We start from the raw sequence: 25,388 nt of genomic DNA on the forward strand, positions 1-25,388 counted from the left end.
AATGGTATTGATTGAACATAAATCTAAACCATATATTATGAGAGAAATCGTTACCAATCGCAAATACTGCACCTTCATTCTATTTTTATTCTTTTTCACAGCCTTGAATTTATCGCTTCATGCACAAGAAGCAAAAACGATTGGTGAAGTATTACCTCAATTAAGCAATGATGGCGCAAAGGCATATGCAGGACCGGTTGCAAAAAACCTAGGCGTGAATTTGAACGGAGCTTGGTTCGACCGATCGCCACAAGCAAAGTTTTTAGGATTCACTCTTGAAATCGGCGCGGTTGGAATGCTCTCCGACATTCGTGACATCGATCGCCGTTTTTCTGCCGCGGGTACTTTTCGTTTTGACTCGATTCAAACTGCGACAATTTTAACAGGATCAGGATTAAGTCGGCCCTCAGGGACTGATTTTCAATCTTCTTTTCAAAGAGAATTTTTTGACTCTGCCTTGGTGAGCATTGCAAGACAAACATTTAACATTGGCTTTTCAGGTGCTACAATTTTTGGTGATAAGAATGATTCCTTGAAAATCACTTTATCAGGAAGACCGGTGACCATTTCATATCGCGATCCATTAACCAATCAGAGAAAGGATTCAACCGTTTCACTTGGAGGATCAACTATCCCGCTTCCTTTTGGCGGTGTTCTTTCACCCAATGATTTACCGTTCAATCGCCTTCCATTAGTTTTACCACAAGTTTCCATTGGAACAATATTAGGAACACAAGTCACTGTACGTTATATCCCACAAATCAAAGGGGTAGAAGCATTAGGTAAATATGATATGTTAGGATACGGCTTTCAACATAATCCGGCCGTTTGGCTGACGCCCTTAGGGGTTAACCTTCCATTTGAAATTTCTGTTGGTTACTTTACTCAAAAAATCACCTTTGAATCAAATTCTGCAGTCACTTCAGGAACGGTGCGCTTAAAGGCGACATCGACAGCCTACGGAGGAATGATTAGCAAGGCATTTGGAATGACGCTTTTCAATATTGTGCCTTATGTTGGGTATTTAAGAGAAACAGCCAAGACCGAATTTGGATACGATTTCGAAACTGATGTTCCATTTCAAGCGCAGCCGCTTAAGGTTCCGGTGTTTTTTGAAGTGGATGGAGGAAATACTCAACGATGGACTGTGGGACTTAGTATTCGATTTCTATTAATGAGTATTCATGTTGACTATAATTTTGCCAACACCAATTCAATCACAGCAGGAATAATGGCCAATTTGAGTTTTGAAAAGTAAAAGGACGTGAGACTAGCCGCTTTATAACGAAAAAGACAATGAAGGAAAAAAGACCAAAAAGAAAATTGAATTCAAATGCCGGAAAGTCTCAACCAAGAGATTGGCTGAAGCCGGCTCTCCGTTCTTCAATTCATGAATTTAATCAAGCCATAACGGCTTTTGGGTTCACGGCTTCAAGTCTTTCATTGATTGCTCAGCAAGTTGAACATCGGAAAGCAACGGATATAAAACGAGAGCTTTTAGATCTTTCCGTACAAATGAAGGAGGCAGAACTTCGGTATAAGCGTTCAGTTCAAGTTCTAGATTACTTTACTTCAAGTGAAATGAGAGCAGAAAGAATCTCATTGCAAAAATCATTTGAAGCGGTATTTGAATTATTTCAAACTTTTCTAAGAAAGCATAAAGTTCAAGTAACATTCGAATGTAAAAAAGAAATCATTCTTGAATGTCTTCCTGAAAAGATGTATCGGATGTGGGCATTTTTACTTATTGCGATAACTGAACAATATTTACACCCCACATCGAAAGTGAACACGGCGATTCGAGTTAAGATTGTAACAAAGCAATTCCAGAAAGATGTTCGTGTCAGTTTGAAATGCAACAGATTTGGAAATTCTTCGGCGATTTTTACTCAAATGATTCAAGAAATTGGAATACTTAGAGACATGAATAAAAAAAATGAAGTTGTGGTTGATGATGGGCATTGTAAATTGATCATTATTTTTGAAGAATAAACGCTAAATCAAGTCGTAGTTTTTTAATCCACCAGATTATGAAAAGACCCTTGTTAAAAAAACCTTCAGCCAAGAAGAATTCTGAAAAGAATTTAGAAAGGGAATCGATGATAGGCATCGAACCCAATGAGCCAAATGGATACCGTGTGTTAATTGTCGATGATGATCAACTCATTCGGAAAACACTCTCTCAAAATTTGGCGCTTTCTGGGTATATGCCGTCAACAGCCGGAACAGCGAAAGATGCAATCAAAGAATTCGATCGAAATAAACCGCATATCTCTTTGGTTGACATTAACCTTCCGGACTTAGATGGGTTTAGTTTGTTAAAAACCCTTCGGAAAAAAAACCCGGAAGCAGAGATCATTTTCATTACAGGTGAGGGTGATATGAATGTGGTTATTGAAGCGCTTCGTGTTGGCGCATCTGATTTTGTACCAAAGCCGCTATCGATTCACACACTTCTCAATGTTCTTGAAGCGGCAGCACGGCGGGTTGAAACTAATCTGAATAAGAATGGAGAAGACAAGAAGAGGGATTCCAAAAAGAAAGGATATCTCAACGAATCTCTTCCTATTCACGTGCAGGCTTTTGGCCCTTTGAGAATTATGATAAATGGTCGGGAGATTATTGAACGGGATTGGCAAAATGCTATGAACGGCGGTGTGATGAAGATATTGCTAATGAATCATAAAAAAGTGGTGACCACAGAGTCGCTCATCGAGTCTTTAAGAAAAGGTGCTTCCTTCAGAAGTGCCGAAGTAATGGTATTTACAGCGATTTCATTTATCAGGAGATTATTAGAACCCGAGTTGAAGTCAGGGAGAAAATCAAAATATATTATAAGTCATGAAAATGGCTATGAGCTCAATTTTGGTGAATTCGGAACTGATTATTTTTATGACATTGAGCATTTCGAAAAGCTAATTAAGCAAGCCAGAAATGAAAAAAATAATGCGTTATTTCAACAAGCAGTAGAAATTTACAGTGATGATTTTTTAGCCAATAATGTAGCCGATGAATGGAGTTCGTTTAACCGCGAAAAACTTCGCGACACGGCGCTAACCGCTTTGTCCAATTTAGGTGAATATTCAAAAAAAGCCAGTCAATTTGATGAAGCCGCGCTCTATGCGAGAAAAATGATTTCCCTTGATGCTTTATTTGAGCCTGCCTACCTTCTCCTAATCGATTCACTTATACTTCAAAACCGCCACACTGAGGCAAAGCGCGTTGTCAAGCAAGCCGAAGCGGCATTTCAAAAATTGCTTGATGCGCCATTGCCGCCGATTATCGCTTCACGAGTGAAAGGTTAAATCTGATCAACACTCAAAACTTATTTAAGGCTTATCATAAGGTTATTCAAATTGGTGTTTTAATCACTAAAATAAAGCGTTAGTCATCACTGCTGAGATGAATTTTTACTTAAATTTTTGAATACCAATTGCTATGGAGAATAACCGTGCCAAATTTTATGATCAATGCACGGATGCGATTGCAATCATCAATCGTTCGGGAGTTGTTTTTTGGCATAACTCGGCGTTTGAAAAGCTTTTTAGCCGAGTCCCCGAATCGAATTTCCAATCCTTCTTATGGTCTTTATTCCCTTCCGATAAACAAACTGAGGCGGAACTGATTATAAAAAAAGCACTCACCACAGATTTTGGAAGCCCCATTCATTTTGCTCTTCTCGGAAAAAATGGTTCAAGTATTATCCTTGAAATTTCTTTTCATGATGAGCTTTGGGCAGGTGAAATGCGACTCCTTGTGCTGATAAAAAACATTACGGAGCAACAAACAAGCCCAAAACGAGAACTCTTACAGGGTGAACTGACGGCACTTAGAGATCAATTTCAAAAACTGCTTCATGAACAAAAGAGAATCGAAGAAGATCTGCTTAAATCTCAACAAAGCCTCAAAGAAAGTGAAGAGCTTTTTCGCTCAATAGCAAAAAATTTTCCGAATGGTGCAATCAATGTACTTGATAAGCAATTCAGGCTTGTATTTACAGATGGCGAAGAATACACCCGTTTCAAAATTGACCCTAAAGAGTTGATTGGAAAAACCCTTGAAGAGATTTTTGTAGGAAAGGATTTGACCGAAACAAAGGCGGCCTATTCTAAAGTGTTTGAAGGAAGCACCGAGCGATTTGAATTCAAGAATTTAAATCAATTTTATGAAAATGTGGCGGTGCCACTTAGAAATGAAAAGGGAAAAATTGAGCAAATTTTAACCGTTACGCATAATATTTCTGAAAAAGTTTTGGCGAAGGAACGGGAGATTGAATCAAGATCACGATTGCAGGCAATTGCAGAGAATCTTCCCGGAATTGCTTTCCAGTTTATCCTTGAGCCCGACGGCAATTATTATTTCAGCCATCTCAGCCAAAAGTCAAAGGAAGTATTTGGCATTTCGTTGTTTGAAGAGTTCGACTCAGTAAAAAAGATATTGCGTTTCATTCACCCCAGAGATTTATCTCGGCTTGTGAAGGCATTGAGAAAATCTCAAATGGATTTAAGTCCGATTTATTGGCTTGGCAGAGTCATTCATCATCAAGAAGAAGTATGGGTTGAAGCATTTGCTTCTCCACGAAAGCTTGAAAATGGAAATACGGTTTGGGATGGAATTCAATTTAATGTTACAGAAAGAATTGAAGCTGAAAATCAAATCAAGCGATCTTCGGAGCAACTGAAATTGGTAATTCAAAATGCGCCGATTGTGCTGTGGTCGGTGAATTTAGAAGGTCGATTCACGCTCTCCGAAGGTCGGGGTTTGAAAAAGATGGGGTTTAAACCGGGTCAGGTTGTGGGAATTGCGGTTGAATCGCTTTACGGCGAAAATCGCGAGTTTATGGAGAATGTAAAGCGCGCACTTGAGGGCGAAACACGCGAGTTTTCAACACTTAATATTATAGGCGGTGAGATTCATGCATACAAACATTATTTGCAGCCAATTGAAGATTTAAAGGGTAAGCGAGTTGGCTTAATTGCCGTTAGCATTGATGCAGCCGAAGAGCAACGGGCAATTCTAAATGAAGAGCGGCTGCTTGTGCTTGCGAACAATTTGCCCGGACTCATTTTCCAATCGGAGGATAATCGCGATGGGATTGGCAAACTGACATTTGCAGGAGGACGGTTGCAGGAATTTGGTTTGATGCAGGATCAGCTTGTTGGTAAAGAAAATATAGAAGAGCTCTTATTTCATCCGGATGACATTGAGGGATTTCGGGAAGTCGCAAAGGAAGGGATGCGGCAACTAAAGCCTTACCGTTGGGAAGGGCGTGCCGCTATCGGAACCCGTGTTAATTGGGTTGAAATTTTCGCTACACCGCGACAATTTGAAGGCGGGAAAAATTTTGTTGAAGGATTAATTCTTGATATCTCCGAAAGAAAAAACACCGAAAATAAGCTTAATGAGGTACTTCGAATCGCCAAAATTGGCGCGGTACTTTTTGACATAAAAAATCAAAGGTTATTCTACACCAATCGTGTTCTTGAATTAATTGGCCTTCAAGAAAAAAAGGGTGGCGGTCTATGGATGAAAGTTGAAAATATTGGTCAATATACTCATCCGGAAGATATCAAGATTCTAAAAAGCGGTATTCAGAAGGTATCGGATGCCTACGCACGTAATCAAGAATCCAATGACCCTTTTGTATTTCGAATTAAACGCGCTGATTCCGGAGAAACCCGATATATCTACGTCTTTAAAACGGAGATATTTTTTGGAGACGATCATCAAGAGTTTCAAGCGGTTGCCACACTTCAGGATATAACTGAGCGGATTGAACTTGAGACAGAATTGGAGCGAAATCGCGATCGTATCAAAGCCGTCATTGATTGTTCAAATGATTACATTTTCTCCATTGCAAAAGACTACACGATTCAGTTACTGAGCAAAAAAGTTATTGAAGAAACCAGAAAAGACCTTGGATTTACTCCGGTAACGGGAGATAATTTATTTAAGATTATTTCTCCTGAATCCACTTGGAAACCTCTCATTGATAAAGCATTTCAAGGAGAATCTTCAAAAGTAACAACCGCACACTTTGGTGATTATTACTTTGAAAATATTCTCAATCCAATTTTCGATAAAAACGGCAATGTTGTCGAAGTTGGGCTTTATGCTCGTGACCTCAGTGAATACAAAAAATTAGAAAACAAGCTGATTGTTTTAAACGAATCGCTAGAAGCTCAAATACAAGAGCGCACGGCGCGCTTACGTGAAAGCGAGCAGTTTTATCGTGCGATTGCAGAGAATTACCCTAATGGAGCGATTGGGATATACAATCGAGAATTTCGATTGCTTTTTACCGATGGTATGGAATTCAAACGGTATGGGCTCGATCCAAAAGAAATCATTGGAATGCGTATCGATCAGATTTACCTACCTGAATCCCTCAAAATCATAAAAGAGAATTTTGAAAAAGCATTTAAGGGAGAACCCAGAAATTTTGATTTAACTGTTTTGGAAAGCAGCTATCACTATCTCATTTCACCCATTCATGAAGAAAATGGCGAAATAGAAAAAGTACTGGTTGTTATGCAAAATATTACCGATCGGCTTGAGTCAGAAAAATTACTGAGAGAAAAGGAAGAACGGCATCAAGCCGTGTTGGAACAAACCGGCCAATTGGTCTATGATGCCGATTTAACCACAGGTTTAATCAAGTGGAGCGGTGCAATCAAACAGATTACCGGATTTGAGGAAGACGAATACCGGGTTGATCTTAATGAATGGGAAACGCTGATTCACCCTGAAGACCAAGAAAAGGTTATTGAAAAGCTGAATCAAACTTTGCAAACCGGAAGCGACTTCAAAGCCGAGTATCGATACAAACGAAAAAACGGGACTTATTTTTGGGTTGAAGATAATGGTGTTTACCGAAGCGATCGAAGTGGGAAACCGGTGAAGTTGCTTGGTGCAATGAAAGATATCAGTTTTGAAAAGGAGATTGATTTGGAGCGTAAGCGAATTACAGAGAAGATGCTCGCGGCTCAAAAAATGGAATCATTAGGAACTTTGGCCAGCGGTATCGCTCACGAATTCAATAATCTCTTGGCTATCATTGAGCTTGCCAATGAGCAAATGAGAATTTATAAAGATGCCCTTCATATCGATCGAAACAGCAGCACCATTCAAAAAACAGTGGAACGTGGCGCGCATATTGCGCGTCAATTGCTTGATTTTTCACGCTCGGAGTACAAAGAAAAGGAACCCCTTGAATTCATGAGATTTATCGATGAAATCTCACACACGCTTCGCCAACTTTTAAAGAAGAATATTCAGGTTGATACCATTCCGCTAAATAATGAAGCGTGGATTGATGCCAATGACAAGCAACTCTATCAAGTGTTTCTTAATTTAGGAATCAATGCAGGTGATGCAATGCCCAACGGAGGAAAACTTGAGTTCAAATCGGAAATAATTGAGAGTGATAACCTTAAGTATCTACGCGTAACGGTGTCTGATACAGGATCAGGGATTTCACCAGAGGTAAAAGCAAGAATCTTCGAACCTTTTTTTACCACAAAAGGGGTTGGTAAAGGGACTGGACTTGGGCTCGCGATTGTTCACGGTATTGTAATGAATCACGGGGGATCAATCGAAGTAGAATCAACGATTGGAAAAGGAACAGATTTTATTTTACAATTTCCTCTTGTCGAGAATGTGACAAAAAAACACAAGGAAACGGTTGTCGCTTTAGAACCGGGCGGTAATGAAAAAATTCTTATAGTTGAAGATGAGGCTTATCTGAGAGGAATGCTCTCAAGAATGCTGCGCTCAAAAGGATATGAAATCATTGAAGCGTCGAATGGTCAGGAAGCCATCCAAGTCTATCAAGAAAATGAAGATTCCATCGATTTGGTATTAACCGATATGGGCATGCCCACTTTAGATGGTTTCGGACTCTTGATGGAATTGAAGAAAATCAACCCCCAACTTCGGGCGATTGTGATGACCGGTTATATGGACTTGGAAAAGGAGAATCAATTACTTCAAGAGAAAATTATCATTGTCCCGAAACCCTTTAAATTTGAAGAGGTTTCTAAGATTATTCGCGAAGTTCTTTCTCGGCCTAGTCTTCATGAAAATGAAACGAAGTCAAGGAGGGCATCAATTGATAAAAAAACAAAAGAAAAAAATCTTGTCAAAGCCCCATTAAAATCCGCGCAAAAAAAAGAAGAAGTAAAAAAGAATTCAACGGTATCGATTTCTGAAAAAAAATCAGAGAAAGAAAAAAAACCGAAGCGGGTGATAAAGAAGAAGTAGGACTCGTTTATTCATCGGATTTCGAAAGTGATTTGGATTGAGCCGGCTTAAGCAACTCGGTTTAGAAATCAATTTTTTCAGGAAATGATTTCAGAATCTTCGCGCGGCTCTGCATCAAATTTCTTTCGGAGGCGTGCAACGGGAATGTTCATTTCCTCGCGATATTTCGCAACTGTCCTCCTTGCCAATTTGTACCCCCTTGAGTTCAGCAAATCGGCAAGCTTATCATCCGAAAGCGGCTTCCCGCTTTCTTCTTTTTCAATAAAATCTTTGATGGTCTGTTTGATAATCCGATTTGAAATTTCATCGCCGCTTTCTGTTTCAACTGCTGTAGTAAAAAAGCTGCGCAATTCGAATACTCCGAAATCGGTTCTGACATATTTTCCGTTGACGACACGGCTGATGGTTGAGATATCAAGTCCGGTTTCATCAGCAATGTCTTTCAAAATCATTGGACGAAGTTTCGAAGGTCCTTCGATAAAAAAATCATGTTGCCTTTTCATGAGGGCTTCTAAAACACGCTGCATCGTATAGCGTCGCATCTCAATTGCGGTAATAAATGCTTTTGCAGAGTCAGCCTTCTGTTTGACCCAATCCTTTGCTTCCTTTGATTGTGATTTATCGTTTAAGATATCCTTGTATTTAGAAGAAAGTCTTATGGCAGGTAAGGCACGATCATTTGTAAATAGCTGTAACGAGGTACCGTCATAATATACTTGAAAGTCAGGCTGAACGTAACCTGTGGTATCTCCGCTTTCAAATGAAGCCGGTTTGGGGTTTAAGCGCTTGATAAGATCGAGCGCTTTTTTTATTTCTTGTGTCGAAACGGAGAGTGATTGAACAAGTTTTGGATAACGCATGCTAGAAAAATCGTCGTAATGCTTCTGAAGAATCAGTCGAGCGAGTTCAAGTTCGCTTTCATGTTCCCCGTCATCCTCACCAATTAACCGTTCCAATTGAATGAGAAGACACTCTTGAAGAGAACGGGCAGCGATTCCGGCGGGCTCTAAACTTTGAAGCTGTTTCAGCACTTTCAAGTATTCCTCTTCGATGATTAAAATCCCCCGGTTAAACAGTCCCTCCTGAATATCAGTGAATAGGCAACGCAAATAACCGTCATCTTCCAAATTACCGATCATTTCTTTGGCGATTTCCACTTCCTTCTCGCTCAAGTCAAGAAATGAAATCTGCTCTTCTAGTGAAGCAAAAAAATCTTTCGGCGTTGGTTGTTGAAATTCAAAATCCTCATTTCGTGATGAAGATGAAGTTGGTGGTGAATAGGAATCGTCATCAACACCATAATCCGGAATGTCGACCTCACGGTCTTCGGATTGGAGTGCTTTCTCAGTTGGATTAGGGTCTGGTTCATCGCGCTCAGCAGGCTTTTCCTTTTGTTTCAAATCAAGAGATTCAACTTCTGCATTGATCGTTTCAATAGAAGAAAGGGGTACATCCGGAGAAGGCTCAAGAGTGGGTAATGAATTACTTTCCTCATCGGTTTCACTCTCCAATTCAAGCATTGGGTTAATATCAAGCTCTTCTTTCATTCTTGCCTCCAATTGCAAAAGTGGAAGCTGCAACAGTTTCGTGTAAAGAATCTGTTGCGGTGAAAGCCGAAGCGTTTGTGTTTGCTGTTGACTGAGATTTAGACCCACAGGTTATAAAATCGTTGAGAGTGATTAAACTTGTTCGATATCGCCGCGATGTCGCTCACAAAAATGAGAAAACGATTGAGCCCAAGCTTCGCCATATTTTCTTTTGAGCGCTGTGAAAAGAAAATCCGAGAGATATCGATGTTCCAATTCGCCACAGATTCTTCCGCTAGAACATTCTGAAATTTGGACATAAGTAAGATAATCTTGACCAAATTTCTTTTTAATACGAATTGGAAATAAATGACAAGAGAGGGGCTTTTGAAATGAAGTTTCCCCTCTTAAAAAGGCTTCTTCAAGTTTGCAAGTTGCGATGCCGCTTTCATCAATTTGAGCAAAAACACACTCACGGCCTGATACCGCAGTAAGAAATAATTCACCTTGAACCTGTTCAAAAAAGCCATTTGCTTCTATCGTAACTCGGTTGATGTGAGGTAAAGTGGGAAGAATTTTCGGAAGGATTGATTCAATTTCAGCGATTTCCGATTCCGTTACCGGCGCGCCTAATTCGCCACTGACACAGCAAGCGCCTTTGCAGTGATTCAAACTGCACTGAAATTTTGAGGTGAGAATTTCAGGGTTAATTAATTTTTCGCCGTATGCAATGAAAGGTTCTAGCATTGCTCAAAAGGGATAAAATGATCATTCAAATAATCAACTGTATATAAAGATTACAAGAAATTCAGTATAGGTTATTCAGTTGCAACGAAAAAATTAATCAGAAAAAGAATTACAAATCGCGCTTTTTGTAGATCATGTAAGTAACAAAAAAGATGAGCACGATAATCCCCCAAGCTAAAAGAAAAGCTTCTGTTGTGCTGGTGTTGGGTAAAGATTGTGATGCATTATTGATGCTTAATTCCATCATTTTTGCTTGATCTGGGGCGGCTTCTTTCATTTGTTCTAATTGCTCACGGGCTGTTGCGATTTGTTGGGTTAATTTCTCAGCCTTTTCGGTATCGTATCGAAGCGGTTTTAAGAGGTCTTCAAAAATAGCCGTAGGAAAGTAATTCGTTGCAGGGCGCAAGGAATCTTTAAGAGCAAGAATCCAACGGAAAACGCCTTCTACACCCAAAAGATACAGCAAACTCACCCCAAGCGCTGCACCAGATGAGCGAATAAGAAATGAAAAGAATAAGGCAATAGAACCGTAACCAAGAAGAAAAGTAAAAAAGGCACCAAAGAGGGTCAGGTCTGAAAGTCGAATCATCGAAGTTTCAACCAAAGCAGAGTCAGTTTTTGTGAAATAACCAAAAAGCAAAACCGGAATGAAGTACAAGAGAAAATAAAGAAAGGCCAAAGCAAAAGTTAAAAGAACCTTTGCAGAAAAAAACTCTTCTTTTGAAAGTCCATCAATAATATTCTGACGTGCGGTTTTAAAGGTGAATTCCGAGGCGGAAATCAGAATCAATACCGTTGGCAAAAAGAAAGTGCTGAATACCTTGAAAAAATTATTGATCATCAAGCTCCACCCCTCCGGGAGAGCGAAGGTTGTAGATTCTTCATTTACCCGAACATTGCCGCTTGTCATCACTAAAAGCACAATAATTGCAAGAAGAAAGAAGACGCCGTTAGTTACCCAAAAGGCAGTTCTACGGGTTGTTTTGATGAGTTCGATTTGGAATAGCGTAAGAAAATTCACGATTAACTTTTTTGTTGTTCAAGAAGATGTTTTTCCGGCAGAAAACCGATCTAAAAATTCATTTTTCCAAGTGGTGAATGTGCCGTCCAATATTTTTTCGCGAGCAGTTTTTGTCAGCCACAAATAAAATGAAACATTGTGAAGAGAGCAAAGTTGAAGCCCTAAAATTTCCTCCACATTCAATAAGTGGCGAATATAAGCCCGCGAAAAATTCTGACATACATAATTTTCAAATCCTTCGTCAATTGGATTAAAGTCGCGAGCGAATTTCGCAGAGCGAAGATTGATGGGACCTTCGCGGGTATAAACCCTTCCATTGCGCCCTTCTCTTGTTGGCATTACACAATCGAACATATCAATACCGCGCTCAATTGCCATTAGAATGTTTTCAGGAGTTCCAACGCCCATTAAATATCGGGGCTTATGCTTTGGTAAAATGGGGTGCGAGACCTCAATGACTTCATACATTTTTTCTGAGGGCTCGCCAACAGCCAATCCTCCAATGGCATATCCTTCAAAATCGAGATCGACGAGGGCTTTTGTGCAATCTTTGCGAAGGTCTAAAAAAGTCCCGCCTTGGGTAATTGCGAAAAGTGTTTGTGTATGATTGTAATATGGCTCAGTAACTCGAAGGTGATTTTGTGCTCGTTTTGCCCAGCGAATTGTAAGATCTGAGGATTCTTGGACATACGAGCGCTCGGCATGATGTGGCGGGCATTCATCAAGAACCATCATAATATCGCTGCCAATAATACGCTGAGTATCGATAACATTTTCGGGGGTGAAAAGATGTTTTGAACCATCAAGATGAGATCGAAACACAACGCCGTTTTCAGAAATTTCGCGGAGCTCTGACAAAGAGAAAACTTGATATCCACCACTATCGGTAAGGATTGGAAGCTTCCAATTCATAAATCGGTGAAGCCCACCCGCCTCATTCATGAGTGGCATTCCGGGACGCAAAAAAAGGTGATAGGTGTTGCCTAAAATAATTTGCGCCCCAATTTCATAAAGTTCACGCTGTTCAATTGCTTTTACGCTTGCACGCGTACCGACAGGCATAAAAATTGGCGTCTCGATTATTCCGTGATCAGTTTCAAGTTCACCGACCCGAGCATCAGAATCTATATCGGTTTTGATTAAAGTAAATTTCAAAGCAATGGTTCACTCGTTAAACAAAAATCGAAGAATCAATAAACGAACTTCGCAACGCACTGAATATTAAGTAGATCCTCTTCTCGAATGATGACAGAGCGCGCAGAACCGGATTGCTTTGTATCAATGGTGATTATCATTCTCGCATACTTTGTACGCTTCAAGGCTTCAATTTCTTCTGTAAAAAGATTTTGAGAAACCAAACTTTGCACTGAGCCGGTAGATTGCCCTGTACTCGAATTCACCCCTGCGGCCCTGATTTGCCAAGTAGAATCCGCTCGTGGCAAAACAAATGCACGGGTTTTAGAAACAGTATCAAGATAAACCGGTTTGTAATCTGTATCCAGAAAAATCATTTTGGTGCTAAAGTTCATCGAAATGCCGTTGGTCAATCGCATCTCTAAGGTTCCTGATTTCAGTGTCCCCAAATTCGGATCATTTACAGAAAATGTATCAGCTACCGATACCGTGTCAATTGTAAATGAAAATGGCATTTTCACATCCAATAAAAATGAGACACTGCTCGTATCGGTTACGGTTCCAAATGCGCGCGTTGGATTTAACGTCGCCTTTCCACTAACCACAATTGAATCAGGAAGTGAGAGAATAAACGGTGAAATGTTGCTATTTGAATTTTGAAAAACATCAGTGACTTGCCCATTTGAAGCGATGGTGTAAGAAAGGGGTTGGTTATTTTTTCGAAGAACCACTTGTTGGTTATTTCTAGCATTGTATGTGGTTAAAATTGGATTTGCCAATGCGCCGAAGCCTAGAAAATTTTGAAGGTTCACAACGGCTGTTGGGTTGATGGTCGCACTTGCTTTCAAAATTTTTGAAATACCCGAAATGAGTAAGGGGTCAAGGCGAATGTTAAAGTCTAAGGCCTTATTTTGATCTTTATTCCACACCACGCCTGTCAGAGAAGAAAGCTTCAAGCTATCGGTAATCACCGAAACGCGAAGCGGCATCGATTCCGAGAGATTAACAAAGGAAGTTGCGGCATTGGTTGAAACTTGCGCCGTGTAACGAATTGCGGTATCACCAATGGTCGTCAGTTTCCAACCAGAGAGACTTGGAGAAAGGATGGATGTGGTTTGGCTGGCTTGTACAGGAATTGCAAGCGTGAATGCCGTTTGCTCTTGGGTTAAGCTGGGAATCGTGACCGTTGCGGTTCCACTTATGTTATACGGGTTTGTGATCTGAAGTCGAATTTTTCCGCCTTTAATCTCTGCTTCACGAACCTTTTCGACATTTCCTGCACTAATTCGAAGTGAATCGGAATCGGTATAAGTAATTGCTTCAGGTAACACTCTTGCGGAACTGAAGGTCATTGTTGCACCGCGTCTTAAAGTGGTCACAAGTTGCTGTGAGGTCGCGACAGTTACGCCGTTTTGTGTAGGAATCGTTAATGCGGTCATCCGCGCACGAATTACACGGCGGAAAAGTCGGTTATTAAGTGAAAAAGTGATTGATCCACTTGAATTCCTATTCAAAGCAGAAAGCGTTCCCGTTGAAAGCAACAAGTTATTTTGAAGGCTGTCTCTTAATTCAATTGTAATTGAAGTAAAATTGAGACCCGTGTTGTTTTGAATGTCAAGAATAAGGCTGCCCTCTTTTACACGAACGCTATCAATCAAACTGCCAAGATTATACGAGAGATTTGGAGACTGCAAACCGGTAATCGCCGTTGAAACATTTATTCCTGTTCCGGTTGGAATGGTTCTTGAAGACGCCGATGCAATATCCCCAATCGTAAAAGTGGCTTGCCTTGTAAAAGAAGGAATGGTAAGCCTTGTTCCTAAATTAGTTTCGAAAATATCGGTGAACGAAATTTTTAGTGAATCTTTTAATGAAAAAAGATTCGTAAACCTTCGTTGATAGTTGTATTCAATGTTTCCTGTCGGTAAAATCGTAAAGGCATCGTCAGAAAGCTTATCAAGAAGTTCAGACATTGAATAGTTTGCACGGACAAGAGGCACAGTATTCGAAACTTGCCACGAGGGCGAAACCGGTTCTTCAATCAGCCCGCAACCCAAATAAAAATGGACAGACCCAAACGCTAGAAGCCCAAGAGCGAGCCCTCTGAACCAACCAATTTTTTGAATCATTGAAGTCATCGTTTTTAACATCATCATCATTTGACTTGCTTATTTTTTTTGAGGTTTTGTTGGTGTTCCTGAAGTTTGAGATGTTCCACTCGTTCCTGAACTGTTTTTTTTCGATTTTGAAGTTGCCTTCTTAGATGTCGTTGCTTTTGATTTCGACGATGGTTGTGGAAGAACTTTCGGTTGCGATTCAACTTTCGGTTCTACGATTGGCGTCGGAGCAGGCTCAGTTTTCACTTCCGCCTTAGGCACCGGTGTCGGTGGCGGAATTGGTTTTTCAGGAGCAGGGTCAATTTTTGGTGCAGGCTTCGCTACCGGTTTTGGTGTAGAATTCGAATCAACCTTGATAGTCGGTTTTGGTTGAACAGCAGGAATGGGCGTCATTTCTATCGGAACAAAATCTTCTAAAAGAATAGGTTCTACGCGGTCAATTCCTTTGAAGCGAAATGAGACGGCAGCAGAAACAAAACTGGTTCCCGTTAGCGAAACCAGCGAAGGGAAATGCATCGTTGAGACATCTATTGCGATGCTGCGATCTTCATACCCCGCACCGAGCGAAAGACGAAACCCTAAATCACCTCCTGTTCCAAGACCGGCTCGAATTGGAAATGATTTAAGAGGTCGATACTCTGCCCCAAAAAGCGCAAGAAAGTGATTTCCATTCCCAAAGTTGTCATTAAAGCCCAAGGATAAATCAAATGAAAGGATAAGGGGGAATCGATTAAACTTTTCAAAGTCAAACCCAGCACCAATTCTCATTCTTGTTGGCAGGGCAATGCTCGAAGATTGATAGAACCGATTTTGATATTCAGCAATGGCCTTCAAACTATCGAATTGATTTTCGCGTTCAGTTTCACGCAAAGGGTTTGTAATTCCCACAAATGATATGGTGGTATCGGCATTGCGAACCAAATCTGTTCCGTCAAACGACACCGAGCCAAGATCAAGGAAAGAAACCCCGAACCGAATTCCGTTTTTAAGGTCAAGTGAGGCACCAATATCTGCCCCAAAACCGCTTCCTACCACCTCCGGAAAAAAGCTGAAACCCGCCGTTGAATTATTTAATCCGAAAATGTTATCAAAGAAATTACCAAGCGAATTTCCGCCATTGGTGACCGTTTGATAATTAACTTTCGCTGCCAAACTATCGCCAGTAGGAGAGTTATAAATCGAGCTGTTTAATCGGGCGTCGAAATGAGTTAAGGTTTCTACTGCTTTAAGTGTTAAACCAAAGTAGAGCGTATGCTCAGATTTTTCTCCAATTTTAAGAAAGCGTGAATAGCTCAAAGCGTACTCTCTATTCCACCAGCCCGATAAGGAGGAATTATCAAACAGCACCTCGCGACCTAAAAACTTATCATTCCCATTAAGGGCAAAATCGATGATGTCTTCATTCACCTCACCTCGTGCACCCCAATTTTGATTGACAAGGAAAGCAACGGCACCAAAATGATCTGAAATATCATAAGCAAAACCAAAACTAACTTTTCCTTGATGTCCAAGTGTGAGGCTTTTATCAATCGAGTTTAGAATTAAATCTTTGTCCTCGTTAGTCCACACATTTTCATCACCAATAAGACCGCGGGAAGACCTGCCAAAAAGGCGATTAAAGAGTGAGATGGAAAATGAATTGCTGGTTAAATAGGCGGTGGATGAAGGAAATAAAATGGTGAGTCGCCTATTGAAATCGTCTTTCGCTGAAAGTCTTGACGGGTTAACCTCCAAGGCTTGAATGCCGGTAAGAACAGCCGAACCACTTGAAAGTGTACCGGTATTGACACCATTAAACGAAGAAATTTGAGAGTAACAAAAGGAATACAGTAGAAAGTAAAAGCAGCAAAAAAAAAGCGATTTTAGCGATGTTCTCATGAAAATTTTGACATTTATCATTTGGAGGCTATTTGTGTTGAAGACACAGGAATCTCATAAAAATACAGAAAAGTATTGGTAGTATCGAATACTAATCCTCCTTTACCCCGTTTACCGATGTATTTTTCAACATACTTACATTCCGTGTTAGTGGTATGTGAAAGTAGAACCCAAATCTTACCATTTATTTTTTCAAAATAGGGTTTGACTAAATTGGTATCCATTCGGTCTGTCCGGTATCGTCCGGTAAGTAAAGGCATTAGTTCAAATTCAAGACCACCATAATTGAAATTCGTCTTTTGGTAGAACAAAAAACTGCATTTTGAAAGATATGGTATATACAGTTTTTGGTTTTTTTGGGAATTTTTTGCTAAGTATTCTAAAGCAGGCTTTATTTCTTCTCTTTGAAAAGGATATTTATTGATTTTCGAACTCCGCTCTAAAATAAAAGGCTTTGTAAAAAAACGATAAGAAAGAAATAACGGAATAATTAAAATAAGAAAAGCAACATTAGGTAGGAGTTTCTGATGCCTGTTAACTTGAGTTTCCAACCACTCAATTGCAAAACCGGAAAACAAGAAAAAAAGTGAAGATGCGTAGAGAACAGTTCTTTGGGCAATTGGAATTTTATCGAAAGCTGATAAAAAGAGATTAAGAAAAAAGGGAAGGAAAAAAAGGATATAAAGTTTCGTTTGTCCTTTAAGATAAATTTGGAAAATACCAAAAAAGTGAATCCCTAAGAAAATCAAAATATTCAGTGCGAAAACGGATGAGAAAAAAACTGTTGTAAGGAAAAAACTCTTCAAATGATATTGAAAAAAGTCGATTGCCTCTGAAAAAGGATAAAAATTTAGAAAACCATTTCTGTTAGACCAAAAGCTATTCATGAAATCCGTTGAGGGGTGATTCAATGCCTGTAAAAAATAAATAGACATTAGAATTGAAAGCCAAATTGCGCCAAGAAAAAAATGGGTTTCAAATTTTCCCGGCTATCTTCTGAATAATCCTCAACGATTAAATACAAAGTTAAAGTAGGGAGAAAGAGAAATGAACTATGGGAAAACAAACAAAAAAACGCGCCATAAAGCCCAAGTGAAAAAAACTTGACTTTCTGAAATCGAAAGGGAAAAAGCACAAGATAAATACCAAGCAAAACAAAAAAGACATCGCCTATATATTGCTTAAACTCTGTCGCGAAGTATATGTGTGCATGAGAAAAGGAAAAGAGGGAGAGCGTTGCAATTCGAGTGAATGGGGTTTCAAATAGGCGTTGAGTTAGGAAAAAAAGAAGAACCAAAGAACTGATAAAAAAAATCAAAGGGAGAAATCTTAATGCCATTTCTGGCTGAGGAATAATTCGGAAGAAAAATTTGGATAAAATTAAAAAAAGGGGAGGAGAAACCTGATAATGATCTAAAGGACCAAGAAGCTCAAAGTAAGATTTATCAATAATATTAAGTGCTAAATAACCCTCGTCTCCCCAAATGCTGCGATTAAACAAAAACTGATTGATTGCTAACCCTGCTCCAAATAATAGAAGGATGACTCTAATCAAAAAATCCAGCCGAGCAGTAAACGGCATTTCACCCCAATTTTTTGGTATAATCATACCTTAAGGAAACATTCTCCCAGTTGATAATCTTTTGAATCGCTTTGACATAATCCGCTCGGCGGTTTTGGTAATTGAGGTAATAGGCATGTTCCCAAACATCAATCACCAATAAGGGAATCGCACCGACTGAAAAAACATCCTGATGCTTTTCTACGGTCAATATGGTCAGTTTTTTTGAAAAAGGTTGATAAGCAAGAACCCCCCAGCCGGAACCTTCAACAGCAATCGTGGCTTTTTCAAGCTGCATCCAAAAGCGTTCATAGCTGCTGAAGTGTTCTGTAATGGATTTGAGAAATGAATCTTTGGGTCGGTTGCTTTCTTGAGGTGTCCGTAGTGTTTCCCAATAAATCGAGTGTAATACATGACCTGAAACATGAAATGCCAATTCTCGCTCCCAATGTTTTACAAGAGCAAACGCATTTGAATCACGCTCACTTGCTTCACGCGCTGCACGAAGGTTATCTTCGGCTATATTGGCACCATCCACATATCCTTTATGATGCTTGCTATGGTGAATTTCTACCGTTTTTCGATCAATAACCGGCTCTAATGCCTCGTATTTATAAGGTAATCCGGGCAAAATGTATTTCCCATTTGAATCAACTAAGTCACTTTGAAGAAAGAAGGGTTCATAAGTACTTGCTAACGCACTTGGAATAGTGCCCGAGAACGCAAATGCGACTGCCCCTGCAGCAGACGTTTGTAAAAATGTTCGGCGGTTTGTCATAGGCTTGTGGCGATTGGTTTATGAATCTGATTGAAGATAGATGAAATTCGATTAAGTTCAAGTCTTTCAAATGAGGTATAAAATAAATTTAATAGCAATCAATAAACAAATCGTTCTCCCGAATGAAACGAATCATGAAAACAGCTTTTGTTTATCTCGATCAGCCTTATCTCGAAAAGCCGATTCGCTATCGAATACCAACTCATTTTAACGAGCTCATTCAAGTCGGTAGTCGGGTACTTGTTCCCTTTGGGAAGGCCGACAAAACATACTTAGGCTTTATCCGAAGTATAGAACACTCTGAGCAAGAAGAAACCTCACTTGATGAAATCATCGATGTTTTTGATGATGGCAAATCGGTTTTTTCACCGAGAATGTTTGAACTTTCGGAGTGGATTTCTGCATACTACATCAACTCCCCAAGCGAATCCTTAGGGGCTATGCTTCCCGCGGCGCTACGGATTGAACCGAAGGAAACGGTTCGATTGAAAGAATTTACACTAAGCTCGGCCGATGAATCTATCGTGAAAACCGAACTAAGAAGAAAAATTGTCTCTGAACTTGAAAAAAATCGGAGCCTTACGATACGCCAACTTGAAAAAAAGACCGGTTCAAAAAATCTGCGCCGTGCCCTCTCTGAACTTGAGCGAATCGGCGAAATCGAAATCGAAAAAACCCATCTCCAAAAAGGTAAACCTAAAACAAAATCGGCTTATCGCATTACCCAGACAAATTCTTCAACACCAACTGAAGTCATGATGGCCGAAGCACTCAAACGATTCAAAAGAAGTAAACAAAAAACGGCAGCCCTTGAGAAATTGATGTCTCTTGAATTCACCCATTACTTCCCAGAACAGCTCAACTTGAAGTCTGCACTGCTTCGCAGTTTGGTTAAAGACGGCGTACTTGAAGAAATCAAGGTTGAGCTTGACCGGGCTTTTCAAGAAGGCTTTTATGAATCCAAAAAAAACTTTGAGCTTTCATCAATTCAGCGCGAGGCGGTAAATCGAATTTCAAATGCAATCGAAAAAAATGAATTTCGATCCATTCTATTACACGGGGTTACAGGAAGTGGGAAAACTTGGGTTTATATCGAAGCAATAAGGTCTGCGCTTCGTGAGGGTAAATCTGCCATTATCCTTGTTCCGGAAATTTCACTCACCCCTCAAACTGCCGCGCGATTTCGTGCAGAATTCGGCGACCTTATCCGAGTTTTACACAGCGCAATGAGCGATGGTGAGAAATATGACGCTTGGGAAAACTTGCGAACCGGTAAGGCAAGCATTGCGCTCGGCCCTCGCTCGGCCATATTCGCTCCATTGGCAAATTTGGGATTAATCATTGTCGATGAAGAGCACGAGGGGTCATACAAACAAGATAAACCAGCACCGCGATACAACGGCCGCGATGTCGCACTTGTTCGAGCTAAACTCGAAAAGGCCGTTTGTGTGCTAGGCTCCGCAACCCCAAGCATCGAATCCTTCTTCAATGCCGAGCAATCGAAGTATCACTATCAAGAACTTCCCACGCGAGCAGACGGTGCAGAGATGCCGGAACTCAAACTCATTTGGATGCCGCGTGAAAAAAAATTGACGCCGAGCATCTCCGAGACGCTTTTTAATCAAATTTTTGAGCGGATGAAACGGAATGAGCAAGTCATATTATTTCAAAATAGACGAGGCTTTGTCGGTTCAGTATCCTGCTACGATTGCGGTCACATTCATACTTGCGATGCTTGCAATGTTCCGCTTGTCTATCATCGAACCCAAAATCAATTGCAATGTCACTATTGCGGTGCGGTGAAACCAATGATTCGTTCATGCTTGCGTTGCAAATCAGAAAACTTGCTCTATAAAGGAAGCGGAACCGAGAAAATCGAGACTGAACTCGCCTCGCTTTTCCCAAGTGAAAAAATTCTTCGGATGGATTTAGACAGCACTTCGAAAAAAGGCTCACACGCAAAAATTTTATCCGATTTTCGCGAAGGGAAATCGCGCTTGCTTTTAGGCACGCAGATGGTCGCAAAAGGATTGGATTTTCCGAATGTAACCTTAGTTGGCGTTCTTGCGGCTGATATTGGTTTAGCTTTGCCCGATTTCCGAGCAAGTGAACGGCTTTATTCACTCCTTACTCAAGTGGCCGGAAGAGCCGGCCGCGCGGAGAAACGTGGTGAAGTGTATTTACAAGTATTTGACTTATACAACCCGGTCTTTAAACACTTTTTAGAAAATGACTACAAGAGCTTTTACGAAGCTGAAAAAAAACTTCGATCTGAACTTCGCTATCCACCCTTTTCGAGATTGGTTAAAGTAGAGTTTTCAGGGCTTGTGGAGCAGCATGTTCGCACCGTTGCCGAGCGATTCAGCTACGACCTTCACGCGCAAAACACCGACCCACGATTCGAATTTCTTGGCCCCGTTCCCGCGGTTCTTGAAAAACTCAATAATAAATTCCGTTATCAACTTCTTATCAAACAAACAGACGGTGCACGAATTCAAAAAGAGAGTTTTAAAGCCGTACACCGCATTTATCACGAACGCAACCCGTGGAAAGTCTCCATCGCCATCGATGTCGATGTACAGAGTATGATGTAACTTTTTCTTCAGAGAAAGTGAAATAACAGAGCGAAAGGGTAAATTGAAAAAAGGATAAAAAGCAGATTGAACCAATTGCAAGTATGTCGAAACTCCTCATCCAAACCTATTACAAAAATCTTGAAAGAGTTCGTCATTTCGGGAAAACCACCAATGAAACCAGTATCCGAAATCATTTTTGGAATCTCCTGAATGGATACGCACAAAAAAGCAATTTCGAAGTAATTCCAGAAGCCGCATGTTTGGGCACAAAAGGCAAGCAAGTTCGCCCCGACGGCATCCTCAAAAACTCATTCGGAATCGATATCGGTCTTTGGGAAAGCAAGGACGAGAAGGACGATATCGATGCTGAAATCGAGGTGAAACGGCAAAAAGGCTACCCCTTCTCAAATATTCTCTTCGAAGATTCATCGACGGCGATTCTCTTTCAATACCAAGAAGAGGTGATGCGCATTGATATTAGCAATGAAACAAAACTTGATGAATTACTAACGCGATTTATCACCTTCAAAAATGAAACCATCGAGCAATTTGAAACCGCGCTTGAAAATTTCAAAGCCGATATTCCCGCAATTGTTGAAGCCCTGCGCGAAAAAATAGAATCAGCACGCCGACATAATGAACCCTTCCTTAAGGCAGGGCAAGAATTCCTTGTACTTTGTCAAGCAGAAATTAACCCCGATATCACCGAAGCGGATATCCGTGAAATGATGATTCAGCACATTCTTACGAGCGATATCTTCAACAAAATTTTTGACGATGCCGATTTCCATCGACATAACAACATCGCCCGTGAACTCGAAAAGCTCATCGAACTCCTTTTTTCTCGCACTGAACGCAAAAACCTTCTCACGCAAATTGAGCATTATTACGATGCCATCAACGCCGCCGCTGCCGGCATTTCAGATCATCATGAAAAGCAGAAATTCTTAAAGGTGCTTTATGAGAATTTCTACAAAGTCTATAACCCGAAGGCTGCCGATAAGCTTGGTGTGGTTTACACCCCAAACGAAATTGTGAAATTTATGATCGAAAGCACCGACGCGTTGCTCTTTCAACACTTCGGAAAAACTCTCTCAGATCGTGATGTCGAAATTTTAGACCCCGCAACAGGTACAGGGACTTTCATTACCGCGCTGATTGACCATATTCCGCTCCGCGATTTAGAGTATAAATACAAGCACGAAATCCACGCCAATGAAGTCGCGATTCTTCCTTATTACATCGCCAACCTCAATATCGAATTCACCTACAAACAGCGAACAGGTCGTTACGAAGAATTCAATAATTTATGTTTTGTCGATACGCTCGATAACATTGGGGCTTTGAGCTATGAAGGAAATAAACAGCAAAATAATTTATTCGCGTTAAGCAGCGAAAACTCAGAGCGGATAAAACGGCAGAACAGTAAAAAGATTTCGGTAGTGATTGGTAACCCACCCTACAATGCCAATCAATTAAATGAAAATGACAACAATAAGAATCGTGAATACCCCTTTATTGATAAAGAAATTAAAGAGACATTTATTAAACAGAGCACAGCACAAAAAACCAAAGTGTACGATATGTACGCAAGGTTTTACCGTTGGGCTATGAATAGGATTACCTCGAAAGGTGTAATTGCCTTTATCACGAATCGCAGTTTTATCGATAGCCGAACATTCGATGGGTTTCGGAAATGTGTACAGAACGACTTTGCCGAGTGTTACATCATTGATACAAAGAGCGATGTTCGAGCTAACCCTAAAATAGCCGGAACAACACATAATGTTTTCGGAATCCAAACCGGCGTGGCCATTATGTTTTTGGTTCGCAAAGACAAGCAATCCGGCAATTGCAAAATTTATTATGTCGCTTTGGATGACTTCTGGCGAAAAGAAGAAAAATTAGATTGGCTACGCCAAAATAAATTTGAGAAAATTCAGTTTGAAACGGTTTCTCCCGATAAAAACGGCAATTGGATAAACCTCGCCGATACCGATTTCGACACGCTCTTGCCTCTTGCCGATAAAAACACCAAACTCGCTAAAGAAAAAAAGCAAGAAAAAGCCGTCTTTAAACTCTTTTCGCTTGGCGTGGTAACGAACCGCGACGAATGGGTGTATGATTTTGATGATAAAGATCTAGAAAAAAAAGTGAAGTTCTTTTGCGAGTTTTATGAAAAAGAAAAAGCACGTTGGGAGCGCTCCAACAAAAAACTACCACTCAACGACTTTGTGGATAGAACAATCAAGTGGACAGAAGAACTTGAAGCGCATCTTGAAAGGGGCTCTGAATTACACTTAGATAAGAAAATGATTCGGGAATCGCTTTACCGCCCATTTGTTAAGCAATTCACTTACTACGATAGAATCATCACGCATCGTTTATATCAGAATAACGTGATTTTCCCAATTGGAAGGAGAGAGGATAACAAGGTTATTTGTATATCAGGTACAGCAAGTTCAAAACCATTTTCATGTATTGCCTCACAAACATTAAGCGGTCTTGATTTATTAGAAAAAACACAATGTCTTCCTCTCTATCGTTACACCGAAAGCGGCGAGCGGGTTGATAACATTACGGATTGGGGGTTGGCACAATTTCGGGCGCATTATGAACCCTCTCCCCAGCCCTCTCCCTCCGGGAGAGGGAGTAAGAGCGGAAGCATTTCAAGTCCTCTCCCTTTGGGAGAGGATTTAGGAGAGGGCAAAAAGAGGAAGTTGCCCGAAAATCTACTCCAAACAGCAAGAGAACTTCGCAAAAATGCAACCGATGCCGAAAAACTTATGTGGTCGTTGCTAAGGAATCGGCAACTGAATGGATATAAATTTCGCCGACAGCACCCATTTGGACGTTTTATCCTAGACTTCTACTGTCACGAGTCAAAACTGTGCGTTGAACTCGATGGCGGGCAACATGCCGAGAAAAATCAGGCCGAGTACGATGCCGCAAGAACTGAAGTGCTGAACCAAAATGGGATTCGAGTGATTCGATTTTGGAATAACGAAGTATTCACGAATACCGAAGGTGTATTGATGAACATAATTGAGCACTTGGAAAAAAGTCCAATTATTACTAGTCCTCTCCTGAGTGAAGATGATTCAAGAAGCGTAAGCAATCCAAGTCCTCTCCCTCTGGGAGAGGATTTAGGAGAGGGCAAATTCAGGAGTAGCGACAAAGTCTCAAGTGAAATTCCTTCTAAAGAGGATTTAGGAGAGGGCAAAACAATCACCAAAGAAGCCATCTTTCACTACACCTACGCTGTCTTACATCATCCCGCTTACCGAAAGAAATACGAACTGAACTTAAAGCGCGAGTTTCCGCGCTTGCCATTTTATGAAGACTTTTGGAAATGGGAGAATTGGGGAAAAACCTTAATGGAACTCCATATAAATTTTGAAACCGCTCCTTCATTTGGCCTTAAACGAATGGAAGTAAAAAGTGATGATGCTTCCAAAAAGCAAAAGCCCAAATTAAAGGTCGATAAAGAGCGAGGTTGGATCATCATCGATGATGAAACCACCCTAACCGGAGTTCCAAAAGAAGCGTGGGAGTATAAATTGGGGAATCGCAGCGCGCTTGAATGGATTTGCGACCAATACAAAGAATCAACCCCAAAAGATAAAACCATTGCAGAAAAATTCAATACCTATCAATTTGCAACGTATAAAGAAAAGGTCATCGATTTGTTGCAGCGTGTTACAACCGTAAGTGTAGAAACAATGAAGATTGTTCAAGGAATGCCTTCTTCGGCAGAGTAAATTGCGATAAAAATAAAAGAAATGGCA

At 40.5% G+C, this 25,388-nt stretch carries 15 protein-coding genes; 6 read left to right on the top strand and 9 right to left on the bottom strand.

Going from position 1 to position 25,388, the window contains the following annotated elements:
* Positions 1–37 precede the first annotated feature (37 nt).
* From SFU91_12730 to SFU91_12745, 4 genes are all read left to right on the top strand, one after another.
* Complete coding sequence (locus tag SFU91_12730; protein ID MDX2129890.1) at positions 38–1,258, top strand: DUF6588 family protein; 1,221 nt, start codon at positions 38–40, stop codon at positions 1,256–1,258.
* Positions 1,259–1,296: 38 nt separating this feature from the next.
* Entirely contained in the window at positions 1,297–1,992 is a 696-nt protein-coding gene (locus tag SFU91_12735; protein ID MDX2129891.1) for a hypothetical protein, read from the top strand.
* A 38-nt stretch (positions 1,993–2,030) separates the two neighbouring features.
* Positions 2,031–3,305, top strand: a complete 1,275-nt coding sequence (locus tag SFU91_12740; protein ID MDX2129892.1) for a response regulator — start codon at positions 2,031–2,033, stop codon at positions 3,303–3,305.
* Between the two features lie 133 nt (positions 3,306–3,438).
* Complete coding sequence (locus tag SFU91_12745; protein MDX2129893.1) at positions 3,439–8,262, top strand: PAS domain S-box protein; 4,824 nt, start codon at positions 3,439–3,441, stop codon at positions 8,260–8,262.
* 77 nt (positions 8,263–8,339) lie between these two features.
* Here SFU91_12745 and rpoN read toward each other — a convergent pair whose 3' ends face one another.
* The 9 genes from rpoN to SFU91_12790 all read right to left on the bottom strand — a co-directional run bounded on the left by rpoN (position 8,340) and on the right by SFU91_12790 (position 19,024).
* A complete protein-coding gene (gene rpoN / locus SFU91_12750) occupies positions 8,340–9,917 on the bottom strand; it encodes an RNA polymerase factor sigma-54 (GenBank protein ID MDX2129894.1) in 1,578 nt (525 codons plus the stop codon).
* Positions 9,918–9,941: 24 nt separating this feature from the next.
* Complete coding sequence (locus tag SFU91_12755) at positions 9,942–10,535, bottom strand: DUF3109 family protein (GenBank protein MDX2129895.1); 594 nt, start codon at positions 10,533–10,535, stop codon at positions 9,942–9,944.
* 109 nt (positions 10,536–10,644) lie between these two features.
* Entirely contained in the window at positions 10,645–11,556 is a 912-nt protein-coding gene (locus SFU91_12760; protein ID MDX2129896.1) for a hypothetical protein, read from the bottom strand.
* A gap of 18 nt (positions 11,557–11,574) precedes the next feature.
* Entirely contained in the window at positions 11,575–12,711 is a 1,137-nt protein-coding gene (tgt, locus tag SFU91_12765; protein MDX2129897.1) for a tRNA guanosine(34) transglycosylase Tgt, read from the bottom strand.
* A 35-nt stretch (positions 12,712–12,746) separates the two neighbouring features.
* Positions 12,747–14,819 (bottom strand): hypothetical protein, encoded by a 2,073-nt coding sequence (locus tag SFU91_12770; GenBank protein ID MDX2129898.1) that lies wholly within the window; start codon positions 14,817–14,819, stop codon positions 12,747–12,749.
* A gap of 39 nt (positions 14,820–14,858) precedes the next feature.
* Positions 14,859–16,685: a DUF5723 family protein gene (locus SFU91_12775; GenBank protein ID MDX2129899.1), complete on the bottom strand. Its 1,827-nt coding sequence runs from the start codon at positions 16,683–16,685 to the stop codon at positions 14,859–14,861.
* A gap of 17 nt (positions 16,686–16,702) precedes the next feature.
* Positions 16,703–17,263: a hypothetical protein gene (locus SFU91_12780; GenBank protein MDX2129900.1), complete on the bottom strand. Its 561-nt coding sequence runs from the start codon at positions 17,261–17,263 to the stop codon at positions 16,703–16,705.
* A gap of 356 nt (positions 17,264–17,619) precedes the next feature.
* Positions 17,620–18,294 (bottom strand): glycosyltransferase family 39 protein, encoded by a 675-nt coding sequence (locus SFU91_12785; GenBank protein ID MDX2129901.1) that lies wholly within the window; start codon positions 18,292–18,294, stop codon positions 17,620–17,622.
* Entirely contained in the window at positions 18,269–19,024 is a 756-nt protein-coding gene (locus SFU91_12790) for a Fe-Mn family superoxide dismutase (protein MDX2129902.1), read from the bottom strand. Before SFU91_12790 ends, SFU91_12785 begins: the two co-directional genes overlap by 26 nt.
* Before the next feature lie 122 nt (positions 19,025–19,146).
* On the opposite strand from SFU91_12790, the gene priA reads away from it, so the two are divergent.
* Both priA and SFU91_12800 read left to right on the top strand, forming a co-directional pair.
* Positions 19,147–21,618: a primosomal protein N' gene (priA, locus tag SFU91_12795; protein ID MDX2129903.1), complete on the top strand. Its 2,472-nt coding sequence runs from the start codon at positions 19,147–19,149 to the stop codon at positions 21,616–21,618.
* 83 nt (positions 21,619–21,701) lie between these two features.
* Positions 21,702–25,361 (top strand): type ISP restriction/modification enzyme, encoded by a 3,660-nt coding sequence (locus SFU91_12800; GenBank protein ID MDX2129904.1) that lies wholly within the window; start codon positions 21,702–21,704, stop codon positions 25,359–25,361.
* Positions 25,362–25,388: the final 27 nt, after the last annotated feature.

The organism is Chloroherpetonaceae bacterium, from assembly GCA_033763895.1.
Lineage (GTDB): Bacteria > Bacteroidota > Chlorobiia > Chlorobiales > Thermochlorobacteraceae > JANRJQ01.